Source organism: Deltaproteobacteria bacterium (assembly GCA_029210625.1).
Classification (GTDB): domain Bacteria; phylum Myxococcota; class Myxococcia; order SLRQ01; family SLRQ01; genus JARGFU01.
Genome location: JARGFU010000011.1, coordinates 20,492 through 40,485, shown reverse-complemented (window position 1 = coordinate 40,485; position 19,994 = coordinate 20,492). Strand labels below are relative to the sequence as shown.

Sequence of the window (19,994 nt, the reverse complement as noted above, 5' to 3'; positions counted from 1 at the left end):
GTAGATTGGGGCGGCCCATGACCACCGAGACCCGCAACTGCGCCAACTGCGCCGCCCCCCTCGAGCTGCCCCTGGGCGAGGTCGAGGCCCTCTGCGAGTACTGCGGCGCCCACCTGCGCTTCCTGCCCGAGGAGGGCGAGCTGGAGGTGGTCCGCACGCGGGAGGAGATGAAGTACCGGGAGCGGGTGGCGGTGCAGAAGGCGATCCTCCAGAAGAAGCTGGAGCAGGAGGAGCGCGAGCGCTGGCGCCGGACCGCCGGTCAGGTCGCCATCGCGGCGCTCCCCCTCATCGGGCAGTCCGCCGGCCGGGCCTTCTTCCGGGCGACCCTGGAGAGGAAGGGGGGCTGCCTGGGCTGCGGCTGCCTCGGCTTCCTCCTCGCCCTCGCCGGGCTCGCCGCCGCCGCCCTCTGCCTCCTGGCCGGTCTGTAGGCCCTTGCTTCCGGGTGTTCTTGCTGCCTGCCCGGTTCCAATTGAATGAGGCGCCGGAAGAACACGGGGATCAAGAACAGCATCAGAAAGGCAGCACGAGACCCACGAGAGCTCACGCTCTCGCAACCTGCGGCGCCGGAGTTCGAGCGAATCCCGTCAGGGAACTCCGTTCGTACGGGATACCAGCCCTCTCCTCCGAACTCTTCGTCTATGGTCCATGGCTCCAGACGGGTCCGTTCGCCGGGAATGGGAAACGAGGCTGCCACCGAGCCCGCCATCGGAGCTGGGCTCATGGTAATCCACGCGAGGTCCATATCGGTGGGGCAGTAGACTTGGAACTCATCACCCCACTCCTGCGTGGGCGGTGGCTGATTCGGTAGCGTCTGAAAGCGGGATTCGCAGTCAACTACTGCTCCGTTGGAATCCCGGATGGGTCTCGCCGTCGATGTCTATCCAGAGGTCCGTGAGCACCACCCGCATCTCGGTCAGCCAGCCCTCCGGGGTGTCGTAGGCCAGCAGCGGTCGGACCGAGTCGTCGGCAACCGTCGTTGCCAGGATCACCAGCTCGGGCACTTGCGAGACTGTCACGATGCGCTCCGTGGTCGGGTTACCGGGATCGCTGCGTAGGTACAGTTCCGTGCGCTCGGCCGTGCCGTAGAGCCGCTCCATCCCGGCCAGGGTCTGACCCGTGCCGCCTCGCAGGGGGGTGTTCTCGGCCCCGGGGTCGATGCTCGTGCGGATCGAGATCTGGAGGTTTTCCGCGGGGCCCGGTTCGCAGGCTTCGATATCGATGAAGTCGTAGGTTGCCGTGGCGTCCACCACCAGGATCCGCGACAGAATCTGGTCGGCGGGCACCGCGGTCTCGTCCAGGAGGTTCGCCCAGGGCATGGACTTCGCAGGGGCCCCGTCCACGTGGAGGGTCACCACTCCGTCCCGCTCGGCCAGGAGCTCGAAGTCGTGCTCCACCCGGACGTCGAGGGAGAAGGGCACCGGGTCCCCCACCAGGTAGATGGTGCTGCTGCTGCCGTTGGGGCCGTTGACGTCCAGGCGGATCTGCTTGTCCTGGGAGGTTCCCAGCAAGGTGACTCCACCCTGTGCGGTGGGCACCAGGTCCTCTACCCGTACCCGGAACGCTACCCGGTAGAGTTCTGCGAGTCCGGTGATGGAATCGAAACGAGAGATCCCGATGCGCCCGCCCGCGTCTGCCTCGACGATGCAGTGGCTGCCGTCGGAACTCACCGACCAGGGCGCCTGCCGGAGGTCGGGCGACCAGCCCTCATCGAGGAGCGAGGCCGAGCAGTCGGTGATCACCTCGACCTTGCCTGCGGGACAGCCGAGCGCCGCCTCGGTCTCAGCCGGAAGCAAGGCCCCACTGCAGACGATCAGAGCGGCTAGAACCGGGGGGGGCCTTCACCATGCCGACACCGTCCTCTCTACTCGGGGGAGCAAACCGAAAGGAGCGCGGCAGGTCGGTGTGGGTTGCGTGTGATCGAGCCCCCCGCCCACTCGCGGATCAGTCTAGGCGATCGGGGATCGCCCTGTCGCTGTAGGAGATGTAGGGAACAGTCGCAGGTCGGAGAACTTCTCAGAGGTGACCCCAGCGCCGGCGGAACCACCACTCCGTCGAGAGCAGGCCGAGGATCAGGGCGATGAAGCCCCAGCGATCCCAGAGGTCGACGCTCTTCTTCCGGCCGACCTCGACGATCTCGGGATCGACCAGGTCGAGCTCGGGCAGGTTCGAGAGGGGCAGGGCGTGATGCGAGCCCTTCGTGGCCTCGGCGATGGCCTCCAGGATGGCCGGCCGGGGCGCGGGATCCAGGAGCTCGACGCTCGTGCGGCGCACGGCGAAGACCCCCACCTCCTGGCCCAGGGAGGTGTCGGGGCGCTCGGCCATGGAGGCCGAGGCGATGACCTTGTAGGCGCCCGGCGTCGGGGGCGTGGTCTCCAGGGTGGCGACGCCGTCCTCGCCGGCGGTGCCCTCGAGGAGGGCGACGCGGCTGCCGTCCGTGGCGAGGACCTCGGCCTTCACCCGGGCGCCGCGGGCGGCGCCGTAGTCCTGGTCGCGCACCGCGACCTCCAGCTCGACCTTCTCGCCCGGCTGGTAGACGTCCTTGCGGCTGCGCACGCGCAGGGTGGTGAGATCGGGATCCCGCACCAGCCAGCGCAGGGCGTTGGTCCAGAAGCGGTCGTAGACCCGCCGGTCGGAGCCCTGGCCCGCGGCGGGCAAGGACCAGAACCAGGTGGAGTCGCTGGTCACGGCCATCGAGCGGCCGCGGCCGATCTGGCTGACCGCCACCACCGGGGCCGGCTGGCCGTCGACCTGGAGGAAGGGGTGGGCGAGCAGCACCTGGGCCTCGGGGCGCAAGCTGCGCACCAGGTTCATCCCCTCCAGCTCGGGCAGCGAGGCCAGCACCTGCTCGGTGCCCGCGGCGTGGCGGGCCAGCTGGGTGATGGGGTGACGGCGGCCCTCGTCGGTGAGGCGGGGGACGAAGGGGTTCGGATCCTCGGAGAGCGCGCCGCGGCCGGGCACCAGCACCGGGAGGATGTCCTCGATGTAGGTGCCCTGGTACTCGCCGGCGCCGAAGCTCTTCTCGCCGCCGATCATCACGAAGGCGCCGCCGTCCCGCACGTAGTCGGCGACGTTCCGCAGGTAGCGGGCGACCTCGTAGGGGTAGTAGTCGAAGTTCTGGAAGATCACGAGGTCGAAGGTCTTCAGCTGCTTGGTGAAGAGCTCGTCGGTGGGGAAGGGGATGAGCGAGAGCTCGGAGTTCGCCACCGTCGTGTCGTCCTGCTTCGTGCGCAGGATGAAGAAGGAGATCAGGTCGACGTTGGGGTCCCGCTTGAAGAGGCCCCGGAGGAAGCGCTCGTCCCAGGAGGGGCGCCCGGCCACCTGCAGCACCCGGATCCGGTCGCGGATCACCTTCAGCATGAAGGTGCGCTGGTTGTTGGTGGTGAGGGACTCCCCGGCCAGCACCGGCACCGAGACGCTGTAGATGAACTTCCCGGTGGTGTCCGGAGTGAAGCGGAAGGTGACGGTCGCGTCCTCTCCGGCGCCGATCTTCGCGGTGGTCTGCGCGACGATGCGGCCCTCCCGCCGCAGCACCACCGGCACCTCCTGCTCGCGCAGGCCGTGGGAGCGGATCGTCGCGTCGACCTCGAGGGCGTTGCGGACGAAGGCGAAGGCGTCGGCCTGCACCCGGGTGACGGCCAGGTCCTGCAGGGCGTCAGCGCTGCCGGCCAGGAAGGTGTGGACCGGGGCGTCGAGGGCCTCGAGGCGATCCCGGACCTCGGGGGTGAGCCCCTCCTGGAGGGCCTCGGTGTCGGCGCCGTCGGAGAAGACCAGCAGGCCGGCCAGCTTGCGGCCGGCGGCGCCCCCTTCCGCGGCGGCCTCGAGGGCGCCGACCAGGTCGCTGCGGCGCCCGTCGGCGGCCGCCGTGTCGAGGACCGCCGGGGTGCCGGGAGTGGCGCGCTCGGCGAAGGTGAAGAACTCGAAGACGAAGCCCTCGGCCAGCGCGTCGAGGGCCGGCCGCGCCTGCTGGAAGAGCGCCCGGACGTCGTCGAGGCGGGAGGGCCCTCCGGCGCGGGCCGGCAGCCCCATGCTCTCGGAGACGTCCACCAGCACCGCCACCCGGTTCTTAACCCGCCGCACCTGGAGGAGCTGGATCGCGGGCTCCAGCAGGAGCAGGGCGACGAGCACCGAGGCCGAGAGGCGCAGGGAGAGGAGCAGGCGCCGCCGCCAGGGGCGGGGCTCGCGGGCGAGGCCCCGCGAGGCGCGATAGAAGGCGACGCCCAGCCCCGCGATCAGCAGGGCCAGCGCCCAGCCGGGCAGGGAGGTGCCCAGGGCCACCGTCCAGTCGTTGAACTCGGGAGGGGCGGGAGGCATCAGGTCTTCCGCCGCTTGAGGATGAAGGGGAGGTGGACCTGGTCGTCCTTGTAGTCGAGGCAGAGGGCGTACATCACCAGGTTGACCCCGAAGCGGAAGGAGAGCTCGCGCCGCCGCGCGTCCATCTCCATCTCCCAGGTGCCCAGGTCGTCCCGGGCCCAGGCGCCCAGGTAGTCGTTCTGGCTGTAGATCACCGCGTAGCGGTCATCGTGCTGGATCCCCTCGAGGTAGGGGCGCCGCACGACGCGGCCGCCGGCGCTCTCGAGGAGGTAGAAGCTCTTGTAGAGGACGTGGTCGCGCTCGATGGGCGCGAGCCGCTGCTTCGGGAAGACCTCGAGGAGCAGCTCGCGCACCGAGCGGTCGAAGGCCGAGCCCGGGCCGCCCTCGGTGCTGTCCACGAAGAGGGTGCCCCCGTAGGTGAGGTAGCGGCGCAGGGAGGCGGCCTCGCTCGCCGAGAGGGGAGGGAGCCCCTGCCGCCCAGTGAGGACCAGGAGGGGGTGCTTGAAGAGGGCCGGGGAGTTCGCCTTCAGCCGCACCGTGTCCAGCTCGCAGTCGATGCTGGTGCGCTTCACGATCTCCCAGGCCAGGCGGCGCAGGGCCGTCGGCCTCGGATCGGGATCGCTGCCGTGATCGAGGAGGGCGAAGATCAGCTTGCTCGAGGCGCCGAAGGCCTCGGCCCTTCCGGGGAGGAGCAGGCCGGCGAGGGAGGCGAGGCCCAGGCGCAGGAGGTCGCGGCGCAGGAGGAGGCGCGAGCGTTCATTCGACAACGAGGGCCTCCTTTCCTTCCGCGTACTCACCGGTGCTGATCGTCTTGCCGTCCCGCCGCGCCTCCTCCAGGAGGAGCAGCAGGAGCGGCCCCTTGGGAACCGACCGCAGCCGGCCCTCGCCGTCGAGGACCGGGACGGTCTCTCCAGTTTGGTCCATCAGGTGGACGGCGGCCAGGGAAAGACCGGTCAGCTCCCGGGTCTCGCCCGGGGTGCACAGGAGGGTGGCGGAGGGCATCAGGAGGACCCAACCCCCCAGGGTGCGGCTGTATGCCGCCTCGGTGGGCTCCTCTCCCGCCGCCGCGCGGGCCCGGGCGCGGGCCGCCGCCAGGTCGAAGCTGCGGGGCGCGACGCTGATCGACGCGCTCGCCGAGAGGCCCGTCTCCTCGCCCTCCACCGGGAGGATCACCTCCTCCATCACCTTTCCGGGGGTCCCGGCGGACAGGGGCCGGATCCGGGCCGAGAGGCGCAGGGGGCCCGAGCCGGCGCGGGGGTAGCTCACCCCCAGCCGGTAGCGGACGCTCTCGCCGGGGGGGAGGAAGCCGAAGGCCCGCAGCGTCCCGCTGCCCTCGGGGCCCGGGACGAAGAGCGCTCGCTCGCCGCTGCCCATCCCCTCCGCCGCGAGGGAGAGGACGACGGCCGGCAGCTCGCCCCGGTTCTCGATCACCACGGTCACGCTGCGGGCGAAGCCCTCGGCGGCGTCCTCCTCCAGCTCGGGAGGGAGCAGGAGCGCCAGGCGCAGCTCGAGCGTCTCGGACCCGGGAGGATCCGTGGGGGGCCGCGGCTCCCCGCCAGCGCAGGCGGCGAGGAGCGCAGGGAGGATGGCTGTGGCAGCCACCAGGCGCCAGGCAGCCATCTTCGAGAGGAACTGGAAGGCCTAGTTGAACTTCTTGTAGCGCGAGTGGATGCGGAGCACCTCACCCTTCTTGCGCTCGAGCTCGATGGTCTCCTCGAGGGGCACCATCTGCTTGCTGACCATGCACATGGTCATCTCGACGTCCTTCTTCTCCTCGGCCTGCTCCTCGATGGGGGCGGCGGCCTTGGCGGGCGCCTCGGCGACGGCGGCCGGGGTCTCGGTCTTCTCGGTCTCTTCGATCTGCTGGGTCTCGTCGGACATGTCGTCTCCTTTACGGCTGAAGGGGCGGCGTTTACCACGCGGCGGCCCGGCTGGGCAACGCTGGCGAGACCGGGGTAGAAATCACCCATGGGGAAGGCGCAGGAAGATCGGTCCGGAGAGGCCCTGAGTGACCTGGCCGTGGAGCTGGAGGGCCTGCGGGCCGCCGGGGACCTGGTCGCCCTGGCCGAGCGGGTCGAGGCCGCCGCGGCGGGCAGCGTGGACGAGGCGGATCGGGCCCTCCTGGAGGCGACCCGCCGCTCGCTGCGCCTCGAGCCCTTCGCCCTGGGCATCTTCTTCGCCGCCCTGGGCCTCTGGGCCGTGGTCTTCCTGCTGGGGGTCGTGCTCCGGCACGGATGAGCATGCAGCAGTTCCTCGACTCCCTCTCGCTGCCCACCCTGCTGACCCTGGGCCGGGGGCTCCCCCTGGTGGCCGGGGCCATCCTGCTGGGGGTGGGGGCGGCCTACTGCTTCTTCGGGCGGCGGATCTTCCGCCTGCTCATCGTGGGGGTGGGGGCCGCCGCGGGCTGGGAGCTGGGCCGGATCACCGGGGTCCACTTCGGCATCACCCCCATGTACATCGCCCTGCCGGTGAGCCTGGTCCTGGCGGGCCTGGCCTGGCCGGCCTGGCAGATCGGGGTCTTCGTCCTCGGGGGAGGGGTCGGCGCGGTGATCGGTGCCGAGGGCCTCTCCGGGGCGGCCGGCGACCGGGAGATGGTCCTCTGGGGCGCGGTGGCCGGCTTCGTCCTCGGCGGCCTGCTGGCGGTGATGCTCATCAAGGTGATGAGCGTGGCCCTCACGGCGGTGGTCGGCGCCTTCCTGGTCTACACCGGCCTGGTGGCCATCCTGCCCTTCCTCCAGGGCCTGCCCGGGAGGCCCCTGGTCTCCCTCTCCCTCATCGGCATCGTGGCCCTCGCCGGGATGGTCGCCCAGCTGGCCCAGGGTGACCCCGAGGAGAACCGGACCCGCCGCGCCAAGGAGAAGGAGGAGCGGCAGAAGGCCCGGGACGACGCCGAGCAGAAGGAGCGCTGGGCGAAGTACCTCGAGTGAGCGGCGCGGAGGCCCCTAGAGCGCCTCGATCCGCAGGTTGTCGAAGTAGGCCGGGGTCTCCCAGGCCGAGAAGCCGAAGCGGTCGTGGCCCGTGCCGGTGAGGGGGCTCTCGTCCTTCCACTCCAGGAAGAGGGTGCCGTCCACGTACCACTTGAGGTGGCCGGCCTTCCGCTCGACGCGCATCTGGTAGACGCGGGCGGGATCGACCCGGAAGTCCTTGCGCTCCTTGCGGTCGCTGCCGTGCTCGTCGAGGCGGGCGATGATCGAGATGGTGTTGGTCCAGCCGCCGAAGACGAAGACGTAGCCGCTCTCGTGGTCGCGGCCGTTGCCGAAGAGCTCCCACTTCACGTCACCCGCCCGGGCGGTGGCCTGGACGTCGAAGGTGACGACCACGTCCTCGGGCAGCTCGAGGTCCAGCCAGATGGGGTTGTTCTTCACCTCGCCGGTCCAGAGGCGCCCGGCCTCGATCTTCGGCCGCGCGGCGTGGAAGAAGGTGCCGTAGGCCGGCCCCAGCTCCGCGCGCTCGAAGTCGTCGGCGAAGGGGAGGGACTGGCTGGCGGGCGGCGCCGACCAGCAGGCCTGGTGCAAGAGCGGGATCTGCACCACCAGGACCGCCGCCAGCAGGACGTAGCGCCACTTCATTCCATCCCCTCCACCACCAGCATCCCGAAGTCGGGGAGCTGGCTCTCCATGTACTCACGCAGCCGCTTCACCAGCCGGGCCTCCAGCTGACGCGCGCGCTCGCGGCTCACGCCGAACTTTGCGCCGATGTCCTGCAGGGTCATCGGCTCCTCGGAGACGAGGCGCTTCTCGAAGATGAAGCGCTCGCGCTCGTCGTCGAGGCTCTCCTCGAACTCGGCCAGCTTCTCCCGGAAGATGGCCTTCAGCTCCCGGTCGCCGAGCACCTCGTCGGCCCCCTCGCCGTCCAGGGTGAGGCGGTCGCCCAGGGTCTGTCCGCCCTCCTCGTCCCCGTAGGGGGTGTCGATCGAGGGCTCGCTGGCGCCCAGGCGCTGCTCCATCTCGACGACCTCCTTCTCGGTGACGTCGAGGTTGGCGGCCAGCAGCTTGGCCTCGGGCTTGAAGCCGAGGTTCTCCAGCCGCCGCTTCTCCTTGCGCAGGTTGAAGAAGAGCTTGCGCTGGGCCTGGGTGGTGCCGAGCTTCACCATCCGCCAGTTGTCCATCACGTAGCGGATGATGTACGCGCGGATCCACCAGGCGGCGTAGGTGGAGAGCTTCACGCCCTTGTAGGGGTCGAACTTCTTCACCGCCAGCATCAGGCCGACGTTGCCCTCCTGGATCAGGTCCAGGAGGTTGAAGGCGGCCCGGCGGTACTCGTTGGCGATCTTCACCACCAGCCGCAGGTTGGCCGTGACCAGCTTGTAGGCGGCGTCCACGTCCCCCTGCTCCTGGTAGCGGACGGCCAGCTCGTGCTCCTCTTCCCGTGTGAGCAGCTGGTGCCGCCCTATCTCGTTGAGATAGCGGGTGAGGGGATCGACGCGGGCGAGGGCGCCGCTGGAGGCCGGAGGCCGCTTGGATTCCTCGGACATGGAGATCAGTACGGTAGTGACAGGGAGACCCAGATGGTCTATCCATCGCGTTCCTAGCAGCAGGTGGGACCAGGCGCCACTGACGTACGTCCGCCCCGTCCCGACTGCCCCTCCTTGCACTCCCCGCAGAGTGCGCACGATCTGGCGAAGCGCAACCTCGCCCCCCCATCCGGAGCACCGATGAGCGACCCCGAGACCATGAACGACGAGCACGAGGCCCCCGAGGCCGACACCACCACCGACGCCCCCTCCGAGGGCGGCACCGTCCTGACCGACACCCTCTTCACCGACTTCGAGCTCTCCGAGGCCACCCTGGCCGGGATCGCGAAGAAGGGCTACCAGCACCCCACCGCCGTTCAGGCCCGGGTCGTCGAGCCCGCCCTGGCCGGCGGCGACCTCATCGTCCGCTCCAAGACCGGCACCGGCAAGACCGCGGCCTTCGGCATCCCCATGGTCGAGAAGCTCGACGGCGGCGCCGGCGCGCCCCAGGGCCTCGTCCTCTGCCCCACCCGGGAGCTGGCCCTCCAGGTGGCCGACGAGCTCACCGCCCTGGGCGGCGAGAGCGGCCACGAGGTGGTCGCCATCTACGGCGGCGCCTCGATGCAGAAGCAGATCGACGGCCTGAAGTCCGGCGCCACCCTCGTGGTGGGCACCCCCGGCCGGGTCCTCGACCACATCCGGCGGGGCAACCTCGATCTCTCCGGCGTGAAGATCCGCACCCTCGACGAGGCCGACGAGATGCTCTCGATGGGCTTCTTCGAGGAGGTGATGGCGATCCTCAAGCACACCCCCGACGACGCCCAGACCCTCCTCTTCTCGGCGACCGTCTCCCCCGACATCGAGACGATCATCGGCGGCTTCACCACCGACCCCGAGACCATCCTGCTCTCCGGTGACGAGTTCAGCGTCGAGGGCATCGAGAACATCCTCTACGAGACCCGCGAGGACACGCCGAAGCCGCGCAGCCTGCTGCACCTGGTGGAGAAGGAGAACCCGCCGGCGGCCCTGATCTTCTGCAACACCCGGGACGACACCTCGATGGTCACGGCCATGCTCAACAAGCACGGCCTCGACGCCGAGCGGATCAACAGCGACCTCTCCCAGAGCGACCGCGAGCGGGTGATGGGCAAGATCAAGAGCGGCGAGCTGCGCTTCATGGTCGCCACCGACCTGGCCGCCCGCGGCATCGACATCTCGGGCCTCACCCACGTCATCAACTACTCCCTGCCCGAGGACCCGGCCATCTACATGCACCGGGTCGGCCGCACCGGCCGGATCGGCCGCGAGGGCAAGGCCATCTCGCTCTTCAGCGGGCGCGACCTGCACACCCTCAAGGCCCTCACCGATCAGTACGGCGTCGACTTCGATCGCCGCGACCTGCCGGACGCCGAGGAGGCCCGCAAGCACTGGGCCGAGCGGCACATCGCCGAGCTGCAGGAGGGCATGGACGGCAGCGTCTTCGAGGCCTACCTGCCCCTGGCCCGCGAGCTGATGGAGCGGCCCGACGGCCTCCACCTGATCGCCTTCGCCCTCAAGGCCTACTTCTCGGTCGGCCGCCGCGCCCAGCGGGTGCCCAGCGGCAAGCCGACCCGCGCGGCCCGGGAGCGCGGGGACGACGACCGCGGGCGCGGTCGGCGGGAGCGCGGTGATCGGGATCGGGATCGCGGCCGGGACCGGGACCGCGGCCGGGATCGGGACCGGGATCGGGATCGCGGCCGTGGCCGGGATCGCGACCGGGGCCGGCGCGACGAGCCGGGCAACCGGGTCTACGTGGGCCTCGGCGAGGAGTCCGGGCTGGACGAGGGGGCCGTGCGCGCCCTGCTGGCCGCCGCCGCCTCCCTCGAGCCCGAGAGCCTCGGCAGCATCGACGTGACCCCCCGGGCGAGCTTCCTCGAGCCCGAGGAGTCGGTCCTCGAGGCCCTCCTCGCCCTCGACGGCACCGAGCAGGAAGGCCACACCCTCAAGGTGGAGCGGGCCCGCTCGAAGCCGCCGCGGGGTGAGCGCCGCGAGCGCGACGACGATCGGAGCGAGAGCGAGGAGCCGGGCAACCGGGTCTACGTGGGCCTCGGCGAGGAGTCCGGGCTGGACGAGGACGCCGTGCGCTCCCTCCTGGCCGAGGCGACCTCCCTCGAGGCCGGGAAGCTCGGCAACATCGACGTGACCGCCCGGGCCAGCTTCCTCCACGTCGAGGCGGACGAGGTGCTCGAGGCGCTGCTCGCCCTCGACGGCACCGAGCACGGCGGCCACGCCCTCAAGGTCGAGAAGGCCAAGGCGCGCCGCCGCCGTCGCCGCCGCTAGCATCTCACCCTATAGTCGGGGGCGATGTTTCCTCGCCCCCGGCTGATCACCGTCGACCACCTCCTCCTCGAGGAGGGCTGGCGCGGTCCGGCCTGGCTGAAGCTCGACGCGCAGGGCTTCATCGAGGCGCTGGGTGAGGGCGCCGCGCCCGAGGGCGAGGCCGAGCACCTGCCGGGCTGGGTCCTGCCCGGCATGCCCGATCTGCACAGCCACGCCTTCCAGCGGGCGATGACCGGCCTGGGCGAGGTCGCCGCCGCCGGCGCGCGGGACGACTTCTGGAGCTGGCGAGAGGCCATGTACCGGGTGGCGCTGCGCATCGAGCCCGACGAGCTCGAGGCGATCGCCGCCTGGCTGCAGGTCGAGCTCCTGGAGGGGGGCTACACCCGCCTCGGCGAGTTCCACTACCTCCACCACGCCCCCGACGGCCGGCCCTACGAGGACCCCACCGAGCTGGCCGGCGGGATCGTCGCGGCCTCCGAGGGCACCGGCATGGGGCTGACCCTCCTGCCGGTGCTCTACCTCCACGGGGGCTTCGGGAGGCCGGCCCTGGCCGAGCAGCGGCGCTTCGTCTTCCCGGGGGTCGAGGCCTACCTCGGCTACTGGCAGGCGCTCGAGGCGCGGCTGCGGGACCACCCGGAGGTCCTCCTGGGCGCCGCGCCGCACTCCCTGCGGGCGGTGGACCCGGAGAGCCTCTCCGCGCTGGTCGAGGCCCTGGACCCGGCGACCCTGAAGCACCTCCACGCCGCCGAGCAGCCCGCCGAGGTCGAGGGCTGCCAGGAGGCCCTGGGCGCGCGGCCGGTCGCCTGGCTCCTCGACCACCAGCCCGTGGATGAGCGCTGGTGCCTGGTGCACGCCACCTGGCTGGACGCGGACGAGACCCGGCGCCTGGCCGCGAGCGGCGCGGTGGCGGGCCTCTGTCCGAGCACCGAGGCCTCGCTGGGCGACGGCTTCTTCCCCGCCGAGGACTACCTGGCCGCCGGCGGGCGCTTCGGGATCGGCTCCGACTCCCAGGTGGGCGCCTCGGCCGCCGGTGAGCTGCGCCTCCTCGAGTGGGGCGCCCGCCTGAAGGCCGGCCGGCGCTGCCTGCTCGCGGCAGGCCTCCCCGCCGCCGAGGGGAGGGTGGGGCAGGCCCTCTGGCAGAGGGCGGTGGAGGGCGGCGCCCGGGCGCTGGGTCAGGGAGGGCACCTCGCGGTGGGGCGCCCGGCCGATCTCGTCGCCCTCGATCCCGACCACCCCCGCCTCCTCGGTCACGACCGGGAGAGCGTGCTCTCGGCCTTCCTCCTCGGGGGCGGGGAGGGCGCCGTGAGCGAGGTGCTCTGCCAGGGCCGCTGGGTCGTCCACCAGGGCCGGCACCGGGAGCGTGAGCGTCACGCGCAAGGCTTCGCCCGGGCGATGCGCCGCCTGAAGGAGAGAGCATGAGCCCCCCCGTCCTCGACCTGCGGCCGCCCGAGCGGGAGGCCCTGCCCCTGCTGGTGAGCGTCCCCCATTGCGGCACCGGCATCCCCCTCGAGCTGGAGCCACGCCTCGATCCCGAGGTGCTGCGCGACCTGCCCGACACCGACTGGCACCTCCAGCGCCTCTACGACTTCGTGCCCGCCCTCGGCGGCACCCTGCTCACCGCGCGCTTCTCTCGTTACGTCATCGACCTGAACCGCGACCCCGAGAGCCGGCCCCTCTACCCCGGCCGCTTCGAGACGGGCCTCTGCCCCACCGAGACCTTCGACCGCCGCCCGCTCTACCGGGAGGGGCAGGCGCCGGACGCCGGTGAGATCGCCGAGCGGCGGGCCCGCTACTGGCAGCCCTACCACGACCGCCTGGCCGAGGAGCTGGCCGCCCTGAAGGAGCGCTTCGGCTTCGTCTGCCTCTTCGAGGCCCACTCGATCAAGGCCGAGGTGCCCGCCCTCTTCGAGGGGACCCTCCCCGAGTGCGTCGTCGGCGACGCCGCCGGCGCGGCCTGCGCGCCCGAGCGCAGCGAGGACTTCCGCGAGGCGCTCGTCGCCGCCGGCCGGCAGGTGGCCCACAACCAGCCCTTCCGGGGCGGCTACATCACCCGCCACTTCGGCGATCCGGAGGGGGGCGTCCACGCCCTCCAGCTGGAGATGCGCACCTCGAACTACCTCCTCGAGGAGGCGGCCCCCTGGCCCTACGACGAGGGGAGGGCCAAGATCCTGCGGGCCCACCTCGGGGCGGCGCTCACCGCCTTCGTCTCGGCCTAGGCCGCGCCCGCTTCAGGGCGAGGCGAGGGCGGTCTTGCGGCCGGGCGCGGTCGCGGCCGGCTGGGCCTCGGCGGTGTGCCCCACCGGGTAGAGGCCGGGGAGGGAGACCGGAAGCACGCCGGGCGCAGGGATCTCGCCGGCGAGGAAGCGCGCCGCCGCCTTCGCCGCCGTCTCCCGGTAGGAGTAGGTCGTCAGGTAGGCGTCGACGTCCTGGATCTCGCCGAGGAGATAGGGCGAGCCGAGGGAGACCACCACCGTGGGCTTCGAGCAGGCCGAGCGCACCTCCCGGAGCATCTCGGTGTGGTAGCGGTTCAGCACCCCGACGATGAGCAGGTCGGCGCCCTTGCACAGGGCGATGGTGCGCTCGACGTCCTGCTGCTTGCGGGCGCGGTTGGGCACCGAGCGGGTGCGCACCACCGAGAGCTCCGGCAGACGGCGCGAGAGCTCGGTGGCCAGGGTGCCGTCGCCCGAGAGCAGCACGATCTTGCGGTAGCGCGTGCGGTCGATGGGCGTGAGGCCCTCCTTCTTGCGCACCAGGGTGAGGGAGCGGTCGGCGACCTCCTGGGCGATCTTGCGGCCGCGCTCGCCGGTGCCGAGCTCGGCCAGGGCGGCGTCGAGGCCCGGCGGCGGCCGGTCGAGGACGCCCCGGGCGATCTTGGCCCGCAGGATGCGGCGCACCGAGAGGTCGAGGCGCTCACGCGAGATCGTTCCCTCGCGCACGGCGGTGAGGAGGTGCTGGTGGACCTCCTCCTTCTTCTCCTTGGTCCAGAGGATCAGGACCATGTCGGCGCCCGACTGCACGGCCTTCACCGCGGCGGGGCCCGAGCCATAGGCGTCGACGATGCCCTTCATCTCCAGGCCGTCGGTGATGATGATCCCCTCGAAGCCCAGGGTCTCGCGCAGGAGGCCGGTGAGCACCCGGTGGGAGACCGTCGCGGGCACCCCCGGGACGCCCTCCACCGCCGGCAGCGCGATGTGGGCGGTCATCACCGCGTCGAGGTTCGCGTCGATGGCCTGCTGGAAGGGGACCAGCTCCACCGAGAGGAGGCGGGCCGTGTCGTGGGGCAGGGAGGGCATGTCGTAGTGCGAGTCGCTGCCCGTGTCGCCGTGACCGGGGAAGTGCTTGGCCACCGCCGAGACGTCCGCCGACTGCAGGCCCTGCACGTAGGCGCCGCCCTGACCGCCGACGAGGTTCGGATCCTCACCGAAGGAGCGGATGCCGATGACCGGGTTGGCCGGGTTGCTGTTCACGTCCAGCACCGGCGCCAGGTTCATGTTGAAGCCCAGCAGCCAGAGGTCGTGGCCGAGGGAGGCCGCGGCCCGGCGGGTGAGATCGAGGTCGCGCGCGGCGCCCAGCGCCATGTTCGAGGGCAGCACGGTGGTCGGCTCGCGCAGCCGCACGACGTTGCCGCCCTCCTGATCGACCGCGATGAAGGGGGGCAGCTCGGGGAGCAGGTCGCGCAGCTCGCGGGTGAAGCGGCCCACCTGGGGGATCGACTTCACGTTGCGGGAGAAGAGCGCGACGCCGCCCACCTTCTTGCCCTTCACCAGCTGCTCGATGGCGCCGCCCTGCTCGACCTCGGTGCCACCGAAGCCCACGAAGAGGAGCTGGCCCACCTTGTCCTCGACGCTCATCTTCGCGAGGAGGTCGTCGATGCGCCGCTCGACCACCGGGTCGCGCTGCAGGGGGCGCCGGATCTTGTGGGCGGGGGCGCCCAGCTGCTGCCAGGCCGGATCGACCGGCGGCGGCGCTGCCGGCCTCGGGGCGCCGAGGCTCTCCCAGCTGGCCGGCGCCTCACCGGTGGAGGCGAGGGTGCTGCCGGCGCCCGCGACCAGGGCTCGGCCGGAGTCGGCGGCGCTCGGGGAGGTGCTCGCCAGCGTCAGGAGCAGGGCGAGGAGGGGCAGGCGGCGGGCGAGCTTCACGATCAGAGCGGTTCCGTGTCGATGGTGTGGAGCATCGCCACCTCGCCCTGGGTGTCCAGCCAGCGCTGCAGTGGTTCGATGTGCTTCTGGTAGTCCGGCAGCGTGGACTGGGGCAGGGGGCGGCGGGGCGGCAGCTTGATCTTCAGGGGATCCATGAAGGTGCCGTCCTTCTTCACGCTGTAGTGCAGGTGGGGGCCGGTGCTGCGGCCCGTGGAGCCCACCAGGCCGACGACGTCCTTCTGGTGGACCCGCTGCCCCTGGCGCACCTTGATCTTCGAGAGGTGGGCGTACCAGCTGGTGTAGCCGTTGGTGTGGCGCAGGCCGACGAGGTTGCCGCTGGCGCCCTTGCGGGCCGCCCAGACGACGGTGCCGTCGCCCACCGCCCAGACCGGCGTGCCGGTCGGCGCGCCGTAGTCCACGCCCTGGTGCATGCGGTTGTAACCGAGGATGGGGTGGCGCCGATTCCCGTAGGTGCTGGTGATGTGGGCGAACTTCATCGGCGACTTGAGCAGCGCCTTCTGCGCGCTCTGGCCGTTCTCGTCGTAGAAGGTCTCACCCCCGGTGGGGGAGGTGTAGCGGAAGACCCGGTAGCGCCCGACACCGCCGGCGTACTCCGCCGCGAGGATCTTGCCGTAGCGCAGGGTCTGCGACTTGTAGCGCTCCTTCTCGACGATGATCTTGAAGGTGTCGCCGGCGCGGGGGTCCCGGTAGAAGTCGATGTCCCAGGCGAGCACCTCGGCCAGCATCAGGGCCAGCCCCGGGCTCTCGCCGGCGTCGATCATGCTCTCGTAGAGCGAGCTCTCGACCTGTCCGGTGACCATGGCCACCTCGGACTGCACCGGCACCTCCTTGCGGTAGCCGATGAGCTCTTCTCCCTCTCGGGAGACGCAGTAGCTCTCGAGCAGCGAGCGCTCGTACTCGAAGAAGAGGAGGCCGCCGTCCGGATCGAGCTTCACCCGCCAGGCGTCACCGGCGCGGGCGTAGCGGAAGTCGAAGACGCCCTTCAGCGCCTTCACGATGGAGTCGACCTGCTCGTAGGAGAGCGAGGCCCGGGCGAGGGCGCCGCCCACCGTCTCCCGGCCCTCGAGGCGGCCGGTGATCACCCGGTGGGAGACGACCTGATCCGCGGGGTTCGAGCCGAGCCGCGACGCGGCCTCCCCCGAGGGCGAGGGCGCGGGCACGGAGGAAGCCAGGGTCAGCGTCGGGGCCGGCGCCTCGGGGACGGCCTCCACGCCGGCCAGGGCGGGCGGCGCGGCCTCGACGGCCTCGGGCTCGCTCACCACGGGCGCCCCGGCGTCGGCCGGCGGGCGCAGCACGATCACCGCGAGGTTCACGCCGGTGAAGAGCGCCAGGCCGGCCGCGAGGATCAGACGCGCCCGGTGCTGACCGGAAGGCGCCTCCTCGTCGACGAGCTGCAGGGTGGAGTCGGGCTCGGAGGACATGGAGGTGGTGGGGCTCCCGGTGGTACAGGCCGCAACAGGGCGATACAGGGGCTGTATACCAGCGGCCCCGGCGGGCGCCAAAAACTTAGCACCCGTTTTCTGGCCCTCTGATGGGGCTCCGGCAGGGATCTCCTGAAGGGAGGACGGATCCGGTCGGCCGGACGGTCAGTGCCGGATCCGGGATTGCCCCGCCGGGTCGGATCTCCCGGGATCGGCCGGATCCGGCGCTTGCCGGCGCTTACCCCCCCAGATCGGGCGACTGGCAGCGATCTTGCTCTCTTCCGGCCCTGGGGGTGCTCCACGAGGCCTGGAGGACCCCGAAGGAGAGGGCATCAGGGTGAAGCGAGAGGTCACAGGAGGGCGCCGAGCCCCGGCACGCGGGCGCGTGAGCCGGCGGGCCCTGCTGCGTGGCCTCGGGGGCCTGGCGGTGGTCCTCGGCACCGGCTGGGAGCCCCGACGCCTCGCCTCGCGCCGGCCGCGGCTCCGGGCCGGGCTGGCCTTCGAGGTGAGGCCCGGGGCGGCCGAGATCGAGGTCCGCACCGCCGAGGGGGCCCGGCTCGCCCTCAACCCGACGGCCCGGGAGATCCTGGAGCACTGCGACGGGAGCCGGACGGTGGCCGAGATCGCCGCTCACCTGAGCGAGCGCTACGACGAGCCCCCGGGGCGGGTCCTGCCCGAGGTCGCCGGGGCGGTGCTCACCCTCCTGCGGGCCGGCGTCCTGCGGACCTAGCTAGAACTCCAGCGCCTTCTCGGCGTGCTCCCGGCCGTCGAAGGAGAGGAGCATGCCCTTCTCGTCGACGAGGGTGTGGAGGTGCACTGGCCGGCGCCAGAGGGCCGCGAGGTTCTCGAGGGTGTCGTGGGCGTGGTCCTGCTTGAGGTCCACGCCCTCGTGGCGGTGCACGAGGAGCAGCTCGCCCCGGTTCTCGTGGTTGCCGTCGAGCACCTCGATGATGGGCTGCCCGAAGTTGGTGAGCATCCCCAGGAGCTTCTGCTTCACCTCCCGGAAGGCCCGGGTGACGATCTCCCAGCGGTCGCCCTTCTCCTTCCACTCGAAGGTGAAGAGCTTCTGGTCGATGCAGAACTCGGGCGTGAGGAAGGCGTCGATGAAGGTGACGTCGTTGTAGTGCTTCCGGACCTCGAAGAGCTTCTCCCGGCCCAGCCCCAGCTGGCGGTTCCAGTTGCGCCGCTCGGCCATGTCGCGGCACTCGTCGAACTCCTTGCCGAAGCGGCCGGTGTCCCAGCGGTGCTCGATGTCGCGCAGGAGCTCGAGGCCGAGCTTGTAGGGGTTGAGCTGGCGGCCCGAGGTCGCGAGCACCCCGGCGTGGGCGTTGGCGTAGTCGATGATCTCGTCGTCGCGGACGGCCCGCTGGGTCATGATCTTCGAGTGCCAGTAGGTGGCCCAGCCCTCGTTGAGGATCTTGGTCTGGCCCTGTGGCGCGAAGTAGTAGGCCTCCTCGCGGATGATCTCGAGCAGGTCGAGCTCCCAGGGCTCGAGGGGGGCGTGCGCGAGCAGGAAGTGCAGCACGTCCCGGCGCGGCTCGGGCGGGAAGCGCCGGGCCTGCTCTCGCTCGACCTTGGCCCGCTCGCGCTGCTCGGCGATGAACGCTTCCGGGTTGATGTACCCGCTCATGTACTCCCGCTCGACCTTCAGCTTGTGGATCGGGTCGCGGGGGCTGGCCTCGGTCTCGTCGGACTCCGCGGCCACCCGCCGGATGAAGGGGGAGTGGGGGTCGATGAGGTTCTCGAGGGAGTAGCAGCGGTCGATGAAGGTCTCCACCGCCTCGATGCCGTGCTTGTCGATGAGGCGCCGCACCCGGGTCGAGTGGTTACCCATCGCGTCGAGCATCTTCCGGTTGGTGTGCGCGAAGGAGAAGTTGTTCTTGAAGAAGTCGTTGTGGCCGTAGACGTGGGCCATCACCGTCTTCGAGTCGACGTCCGAGTTGGTGTCGAGGAGGTAGGCGTAGCAGGGGTCGTTGTTGATCACGAGCTCGTAGATCTTCGAGAGCCCGTAGGCGTAGCTCTTCGAGAGCCGCTCGTACTCCATGCCGAAGCGCCAGTGAGGGTAGCGCTTGGGGAAGCCGCCGTAGGCGGCCACCATGTTCATCTCCTCGTAGGTGACGACCTCGAAGATCTGCGAGAAGGGCTCGAGGCCGTAGTCCCGGGCGTAGCCCTCGATCTCCACCTGCAGCTCGGTGAGGCGTGGGGTGAGGCGCTTGGGCATTACTTCCCCTTCCCCAGGAAGTCCTTGATGCTGCGGTAGATGCCGTCCCGGTCGGGGATCTCGGACCAGATGACCTTCTCCTCCTGGGGGAAGGCCTCCTTGAGGTCCTTGATGAACTGCCCGGAGCCGTACGGGCTGTCGACCTGGCCGTAGCAGAACATGTTGGACCAGGGGACCAGCGACTCCTTGAGGAGCGAGAGGCAGAGGCGCGAGTCCTCGGCGGACCAGTTGTCACCGTCGGAGAAGTGGAAGGGGTAGATGTTCCAGCTCTCCGGGTCGTACTCGGCCTCGATGATCTCCTTGCAGAGCTTGTAGGCGCTCGAGATCATCGTCCCGCCCGACTCGCGGGTGTGGAAGAAGGTGTCCCGGTCGACCTCTCGGGCGACGGCGTCGTGGATGATGTATCGGGTCTCGATGCCCTCGTACTGGCTGCGCAGCCAGGTGTCGATCCAGAAGGTCTCGATCCGCACGAGCTCCTTCTGGTCGTCTCCCATCGAGCCCGACACGTCCATCATCAGGATGATCACCGCGTTCGACTCGGGCTGCCGGATCTCCTTCCAGGAGCGGAAGCGCAGGTCGTCGCGGATCGGGATGATGATCGGGTTCTTCGCGTCGTAGGTGCCCGCCGCGATCGAGCGCTTGAGGGCCTGCTTGAAGCTGCGCCGGAAGTGCCGCAGGGCGTTGGGGCCGACGTGGTGGATGCCGCTGTAGCGCAGCTTCACCGACTCGATGCTCTTCTTGCCCTTCGGCTCGATGCGGGGGAGCTCGAGATCCTCTCCCAGGATGGAGGCCAGCTCGTCGAGGCTGACGTCCATCTCCAGGACGTGCTGCCCCTCGCCCTCGCCCGCCTCGCCGCTGCCGGGCTGCGGCTCGCCCTGGCCCATCGTGTCCCCGGGCTCGCCCTCACCCGAGCCGACGCCCCCCTGTTGCTTCTGCCCGAAGCGGAAGCGCGGGACGTCGATCTGGGGCAGGGGGATCGAGATCAGATCCTTGCCCTGGCGGCCGATGAGCTCGCCCTTGGAGATGTACTTGCGGAGGTTCTGCTTGATCCGTCCGCGGACGATCTCCCGGAAGCGGGCGTGGTCCTGTTTGATCGAGCTCGACAAGGG

18 protein-coding genes are annotated in these 19,994 nt (G+C 70.9%); 7 read left to right on the top strand and 11 right to left on the bottom strand.

Translation table 11 applies throughout. From position 1 onward, the window contains the following. The first annotated feature begins 17 nt into the window (after positions 1–17). A complete protein-coding gene (locus P1V51_11885) occupies positions 18–428 on the top strand; it encodes a hypothetical protein (protein ID MDF1563737.1) in 411 nt (136 codons plus the stop codon). A gap of 402 nt (positions 429–830) precedes the next feature. Here the strand turns inward: P1V51_11885 and P1V51_11880 are convergent, their stop codons facing one another. The 5 genes from P1V51_11880 to P1V51_11860 all read right to left on the bottom strand — a co-directional run bounded on the left by P1V51_11880 (position 831) and on the right by P1V51_11860 (position 6,192). Next, positions 831–1,793 (bottom strand): hypothetical protein, encoded by a 963-nt coding sequence (locus tag P1V51_11880; protein ID MDF1563736.1) that lies wholly within the window; start codon positions 1,791–1,793, stop codon positions 831–833. 220 nt (positions 1,794–2,013) lie between these two features. After that, on the bottom strand, positions 2,014–4,311 hold the full coding sequence (locus P1V51_11875; GenBank protein MDF1563735.1) for a glutamine amidotransferase: 2,298 nt from the start codon (positions 4,309–4,311) through the stop codon (positions 2,014–2,016). Further along, the gene (locus P1V51_11870; protein ID MDF1563734.1) at positions 4,311–5,078 is read right to left on the bottom strand and encodes a DUF4159 domain-containing protein; all 768 of its coding nucleotides are present in this window, start codon (positions 5,076–5,078) and stop codon (positions 4,311–4,313) included. Before P1V51_11870 ends, P1V51_11875 begins: the two co-directional genes overlap by 1 nt. After that, positions 5,068–5,913: a hypothetical protein gene (locus tag P1V51_11865; protein MDF1563733.1), complete on the bottom strand. Its 846-nt coding sequence runs from the start codon at positions 5,911–5,913 to the stop codon at positions 5,068–5,070. Before P1V51_11865 ends, P1V51_11870 begins: the two co-directional genes overlap by 11 nt. A 39-nt stretch (positions 5,914–5,952) precedes the next feature. After that, a complete protein-coding gene (locus P1V51_11860) occupies positions 5,953–6,192 on the bottom strand; it encodes a hypothetical protein (protein MDF1563732.1) in 240 nt (79 codons plus the stop codon). A gap of 87 nt (positions 6,193–6,279) precedes the next feature. Here P1V51_11860 and P1V51_11855 point away from each other — a divergent pair, with 87 nt between their 5' ends. Together P1V51_11855 and P1V51_11850 are read left to right on the top strand one after the other, a co-directional pair. Next, entirely contained in the window at positions 6,280–6,549 is a 270-nt protein-coding gene (locus P1V51_11855) for a hypothetical protein (GenBank protein ID MDF1563731.1), read from the top strand. 2 nt (positions 6,550–6,551) lie between these two features. Next, on the top strand, positions 6,552–7,238 hold the full coding sequence (locus P1V51_11850) for a hypothetical protein (GenBank protein ID MDF1563730.1): 687 nt from the start codon (positions 6,552–6,554) through the stop codon (positions 7,236–7,238). 15 nt (positions 7,239–7,253) lie between these two features. On the opposite strand, the gene P1V51_11845 is transcribed toward P1V51_11850, so the two are convergent. Both P1V51_11845 and P1V51_11840 read right to left on the bottom strand, forming a co-directional pair. After that, positions 7,254–7,880 (bottom strand): hypothetical protein, encoded by a 627-nt coding sequence (locus tag P1V51_11845; protein ID MDF1563729.1) that lies wholly within the window; start codon positions 7,878–7,880, stop codon positions 7,254–7,256. After that, positions 7,877–8,785, bottom strand: a complete 909-nt coding sequence (locus tag P1V51_11840; GenBank protein MDF1563728.1) for an RNA polymerase factor sigma-32 — start codon at positions 8,783–8,785, stop codon at positions 7,877–7,879. Before P1V51_11840 ends, P1V51_11845 begins: the two co-directional genes overlap by 4 nt. Before the next feature lie 180 nt (positions 8,786–8,965). Between P1V51_11840 and P1V51_11835 the strand changes: the two genes are divergently transcribed. Genes P1V51_11835 through hutG form a run of 3 tightly spaced genes read left to right on the top strand, consistent with a single transcriptional unit; the run spans position 8,966 to position 13,299 of the window. Then, positions 8,966–11,083, top strand: coding sequence for a DEAD/DEAH box helicase (locus P1V51_11835; protein MDF1563727.1), 2,118 nt, complete (start codon positions 8,966–8,968; stop codon positions 11,081–11,083). 24 nt (positions 11,084–11,107) lie between these two features. Then, positions 11,108–12,502 carry a formimidoylglutamate deiminase gene (locus P1V51_11830; GenBank protein MDF1563726.1) on the top strand — a complete coding sequence of 465 codons (1,395 nt, stop codon included), beginning with the start codon at positions 11,108–11,110 and terminating at the stop codon, positions 12,500–12,502. Beyond that, the gene (gene hutG, locus P1V51_11825) at positions 12,499–13,299 is read left to right on the top strand and encodes an N-formylglutamate deformylase (GenBank protein MDF1563725.1); all 801 of its coding nucleotides are present in this window, start codon (positions 12,499–12,501) and stop codon (positions 13,297–13,299) included. The genes P1V51_11830 and hutG overlap by 4 nt, the downstream gene beginning before the upstream one ends. 12 nt (positions 13,300–13,311) lie before the next feature. Here the strand turns inward: hutG and P1V51_11820 are convergent, their stop codons facing one another. Together P1V51_11820 and P1V51_11815 are read right to left on the bottom strand one after the other, a co-directional pair. Beyond that, a complete protein-coding gene (locus tag P1V51_11820; protein MDF1563724.1) occupies positions 13,312–15,222 on the bottom strand; it encodes a glycoside hydrolase family 3 protein in 1,911 nt (636 codons plus the stop codon). Positions 15,223–15,224: 2 nt separating this feature from the next. After that, positions 15,225–16,664 carry a peptidoglycan DD-metalloendopeptidase family protein gene (locus P1V51_11815; GenBank protein MDF1563723.1) on the bottom strand — a complete coding sequence of 480 codons (1,440 nt, stop codon included), beginning with the start codon at positions 16,662–16,664 and terminating at the stop codon, positions 15,225–15,227. A gap of 385 nt (positions 16,665–17,049) precedes the next feature. Here P1V51_11815 and P1V51_11810 point away from each other — a divergent pair, with 385 nt between their 5' ends. Then, positions 17,050–17,394 carry a PqqD family protein gene (locus tag P1V51_11810; GenBank protein MDF1563722.1) on the top strand — a complete coding sequence of 115 codons (345 nt, stop codon included), beginning with the start codon at positions 17,050–17,052 and terminating at the stop codon, positions 17,392–17,394. Here P1V51_11810 and P1V51_11805 read toward each other — a convergent pair whose 3' ends face one another. After that, positions 17,395–18,885 carry a SpoVR family protein gene (locus P1V51_11805; protein ID MDF1563721.1) on the bottom strand — a complete coding sequence of 497 codons (1,491 nt, stop codon included), beginning with the start codon at positions 18,883–18,885 and terminating at the stop codon, positions 17,395–17,397. Further along, positions 18,885–19,991: a DUF444 family protein gene (locus P1V51_11800; protein ID MDF1563720.1), complete on the bottom strand. Its 1,107-nt coding sequence runs from the start codon at positions 19,989–19,991 to the stop codon at positions 18,885–18,887. Before P1V51_11800 ends, P1V51_11805 begins: the two co-directional genes overlap by 1 nt. Between the last annotated feature and the right edge of the window lie 3 nt (positions 19,992–19,994).

Excerpts from the sequence above, each read along its gene's own strand:
- P1V51_11885 (MDF1563737.1), top strand. The coding sequence starts at position 18 with ATGACCACCGAGACCCGCAACTGCGCCAACTGCGCCGCCCCCCTCGAG.
- P1V51_11875 (MDF1563735.1), bottom strand. The coding sequence starts at position 4,311 with ATGCCTCCCGCCCCTCCCGAGTTCAACGACTGGACGGTGGCCCTGGGC.
- P1V51_11860 (MDF1563732.1), bottom strand. The coding sequence starts at position 6,192 with ATGTCCGACGAGACCCAGCAGATCGAAGAGACCGAGAAGACCGAGACC.
- P1V51_11855 (MDF1563731.1), top strand. The coding sequence starts at position 6,280 with ATGGGGAAGGCGCAGGAAGATCGGTCCGGAGAGGCCCTGAGTGACCTG.
- P1V51_11850 (MDF1563730.1), top strand. The coding sequence starts at position 6,552 with ATGCAGCAGTTCCTCGACTCCCTCTCGCTGCCCACCCTGCTGACCCTG.
- P1V51_11845 (MDF1563729.1), bottom strand. The coding sequence starts at position 7,880 with ATGAAGTGGCGCTACGTCCTGCTGGCGGCGGTCCTGGTGGTGCAGATC.
- P1V51_11840 (MDF1563728.1), bottom strand. The coding sequence starts at position 8,785 with ATGTCCGAGGAATCCAAGCGGCCTCCGGCCTCCAGCGGCGCCCTCGCC.
- P1V51_11835 (MDF1563727.1), top strand. The coding sequence starts at position 8,966 with ATGAGCGACCCCGAGACCATGAACGACGAGCACGAGGCCCCCGAGGCC.
- P1V51_11830 (MDF1563726.1), top strand. The coding sequence starts at position 11,108 with ATGTTTCCTCGCCCCCGGCTGATCACCGTCGACCACCTCCTCCTCGAG.
- hutG (MDF1563725.1), top strand. The coding sequence starts at position 12,499 with ATGAGCCCCCCCGTCCTCGACCTGCGGCCGCCCGAGCGGGAGGCCCTG.
- P1V51_11815 (MDF1563723.1), bottom strand. The coding sequence starts at position 16,664 with ATGTCCTCCGAGCCCGACTCCACCCTGCAGCTCGTCGACGAGGAGGCG.
- P1V51_11805 (MDF1563721.1), bottom strand. The coding sequence starts at position 18,885 with ATGCCCAAGCGCCTCACCCCACGCCTCACCGAGCTGCAGGTGGAGATC.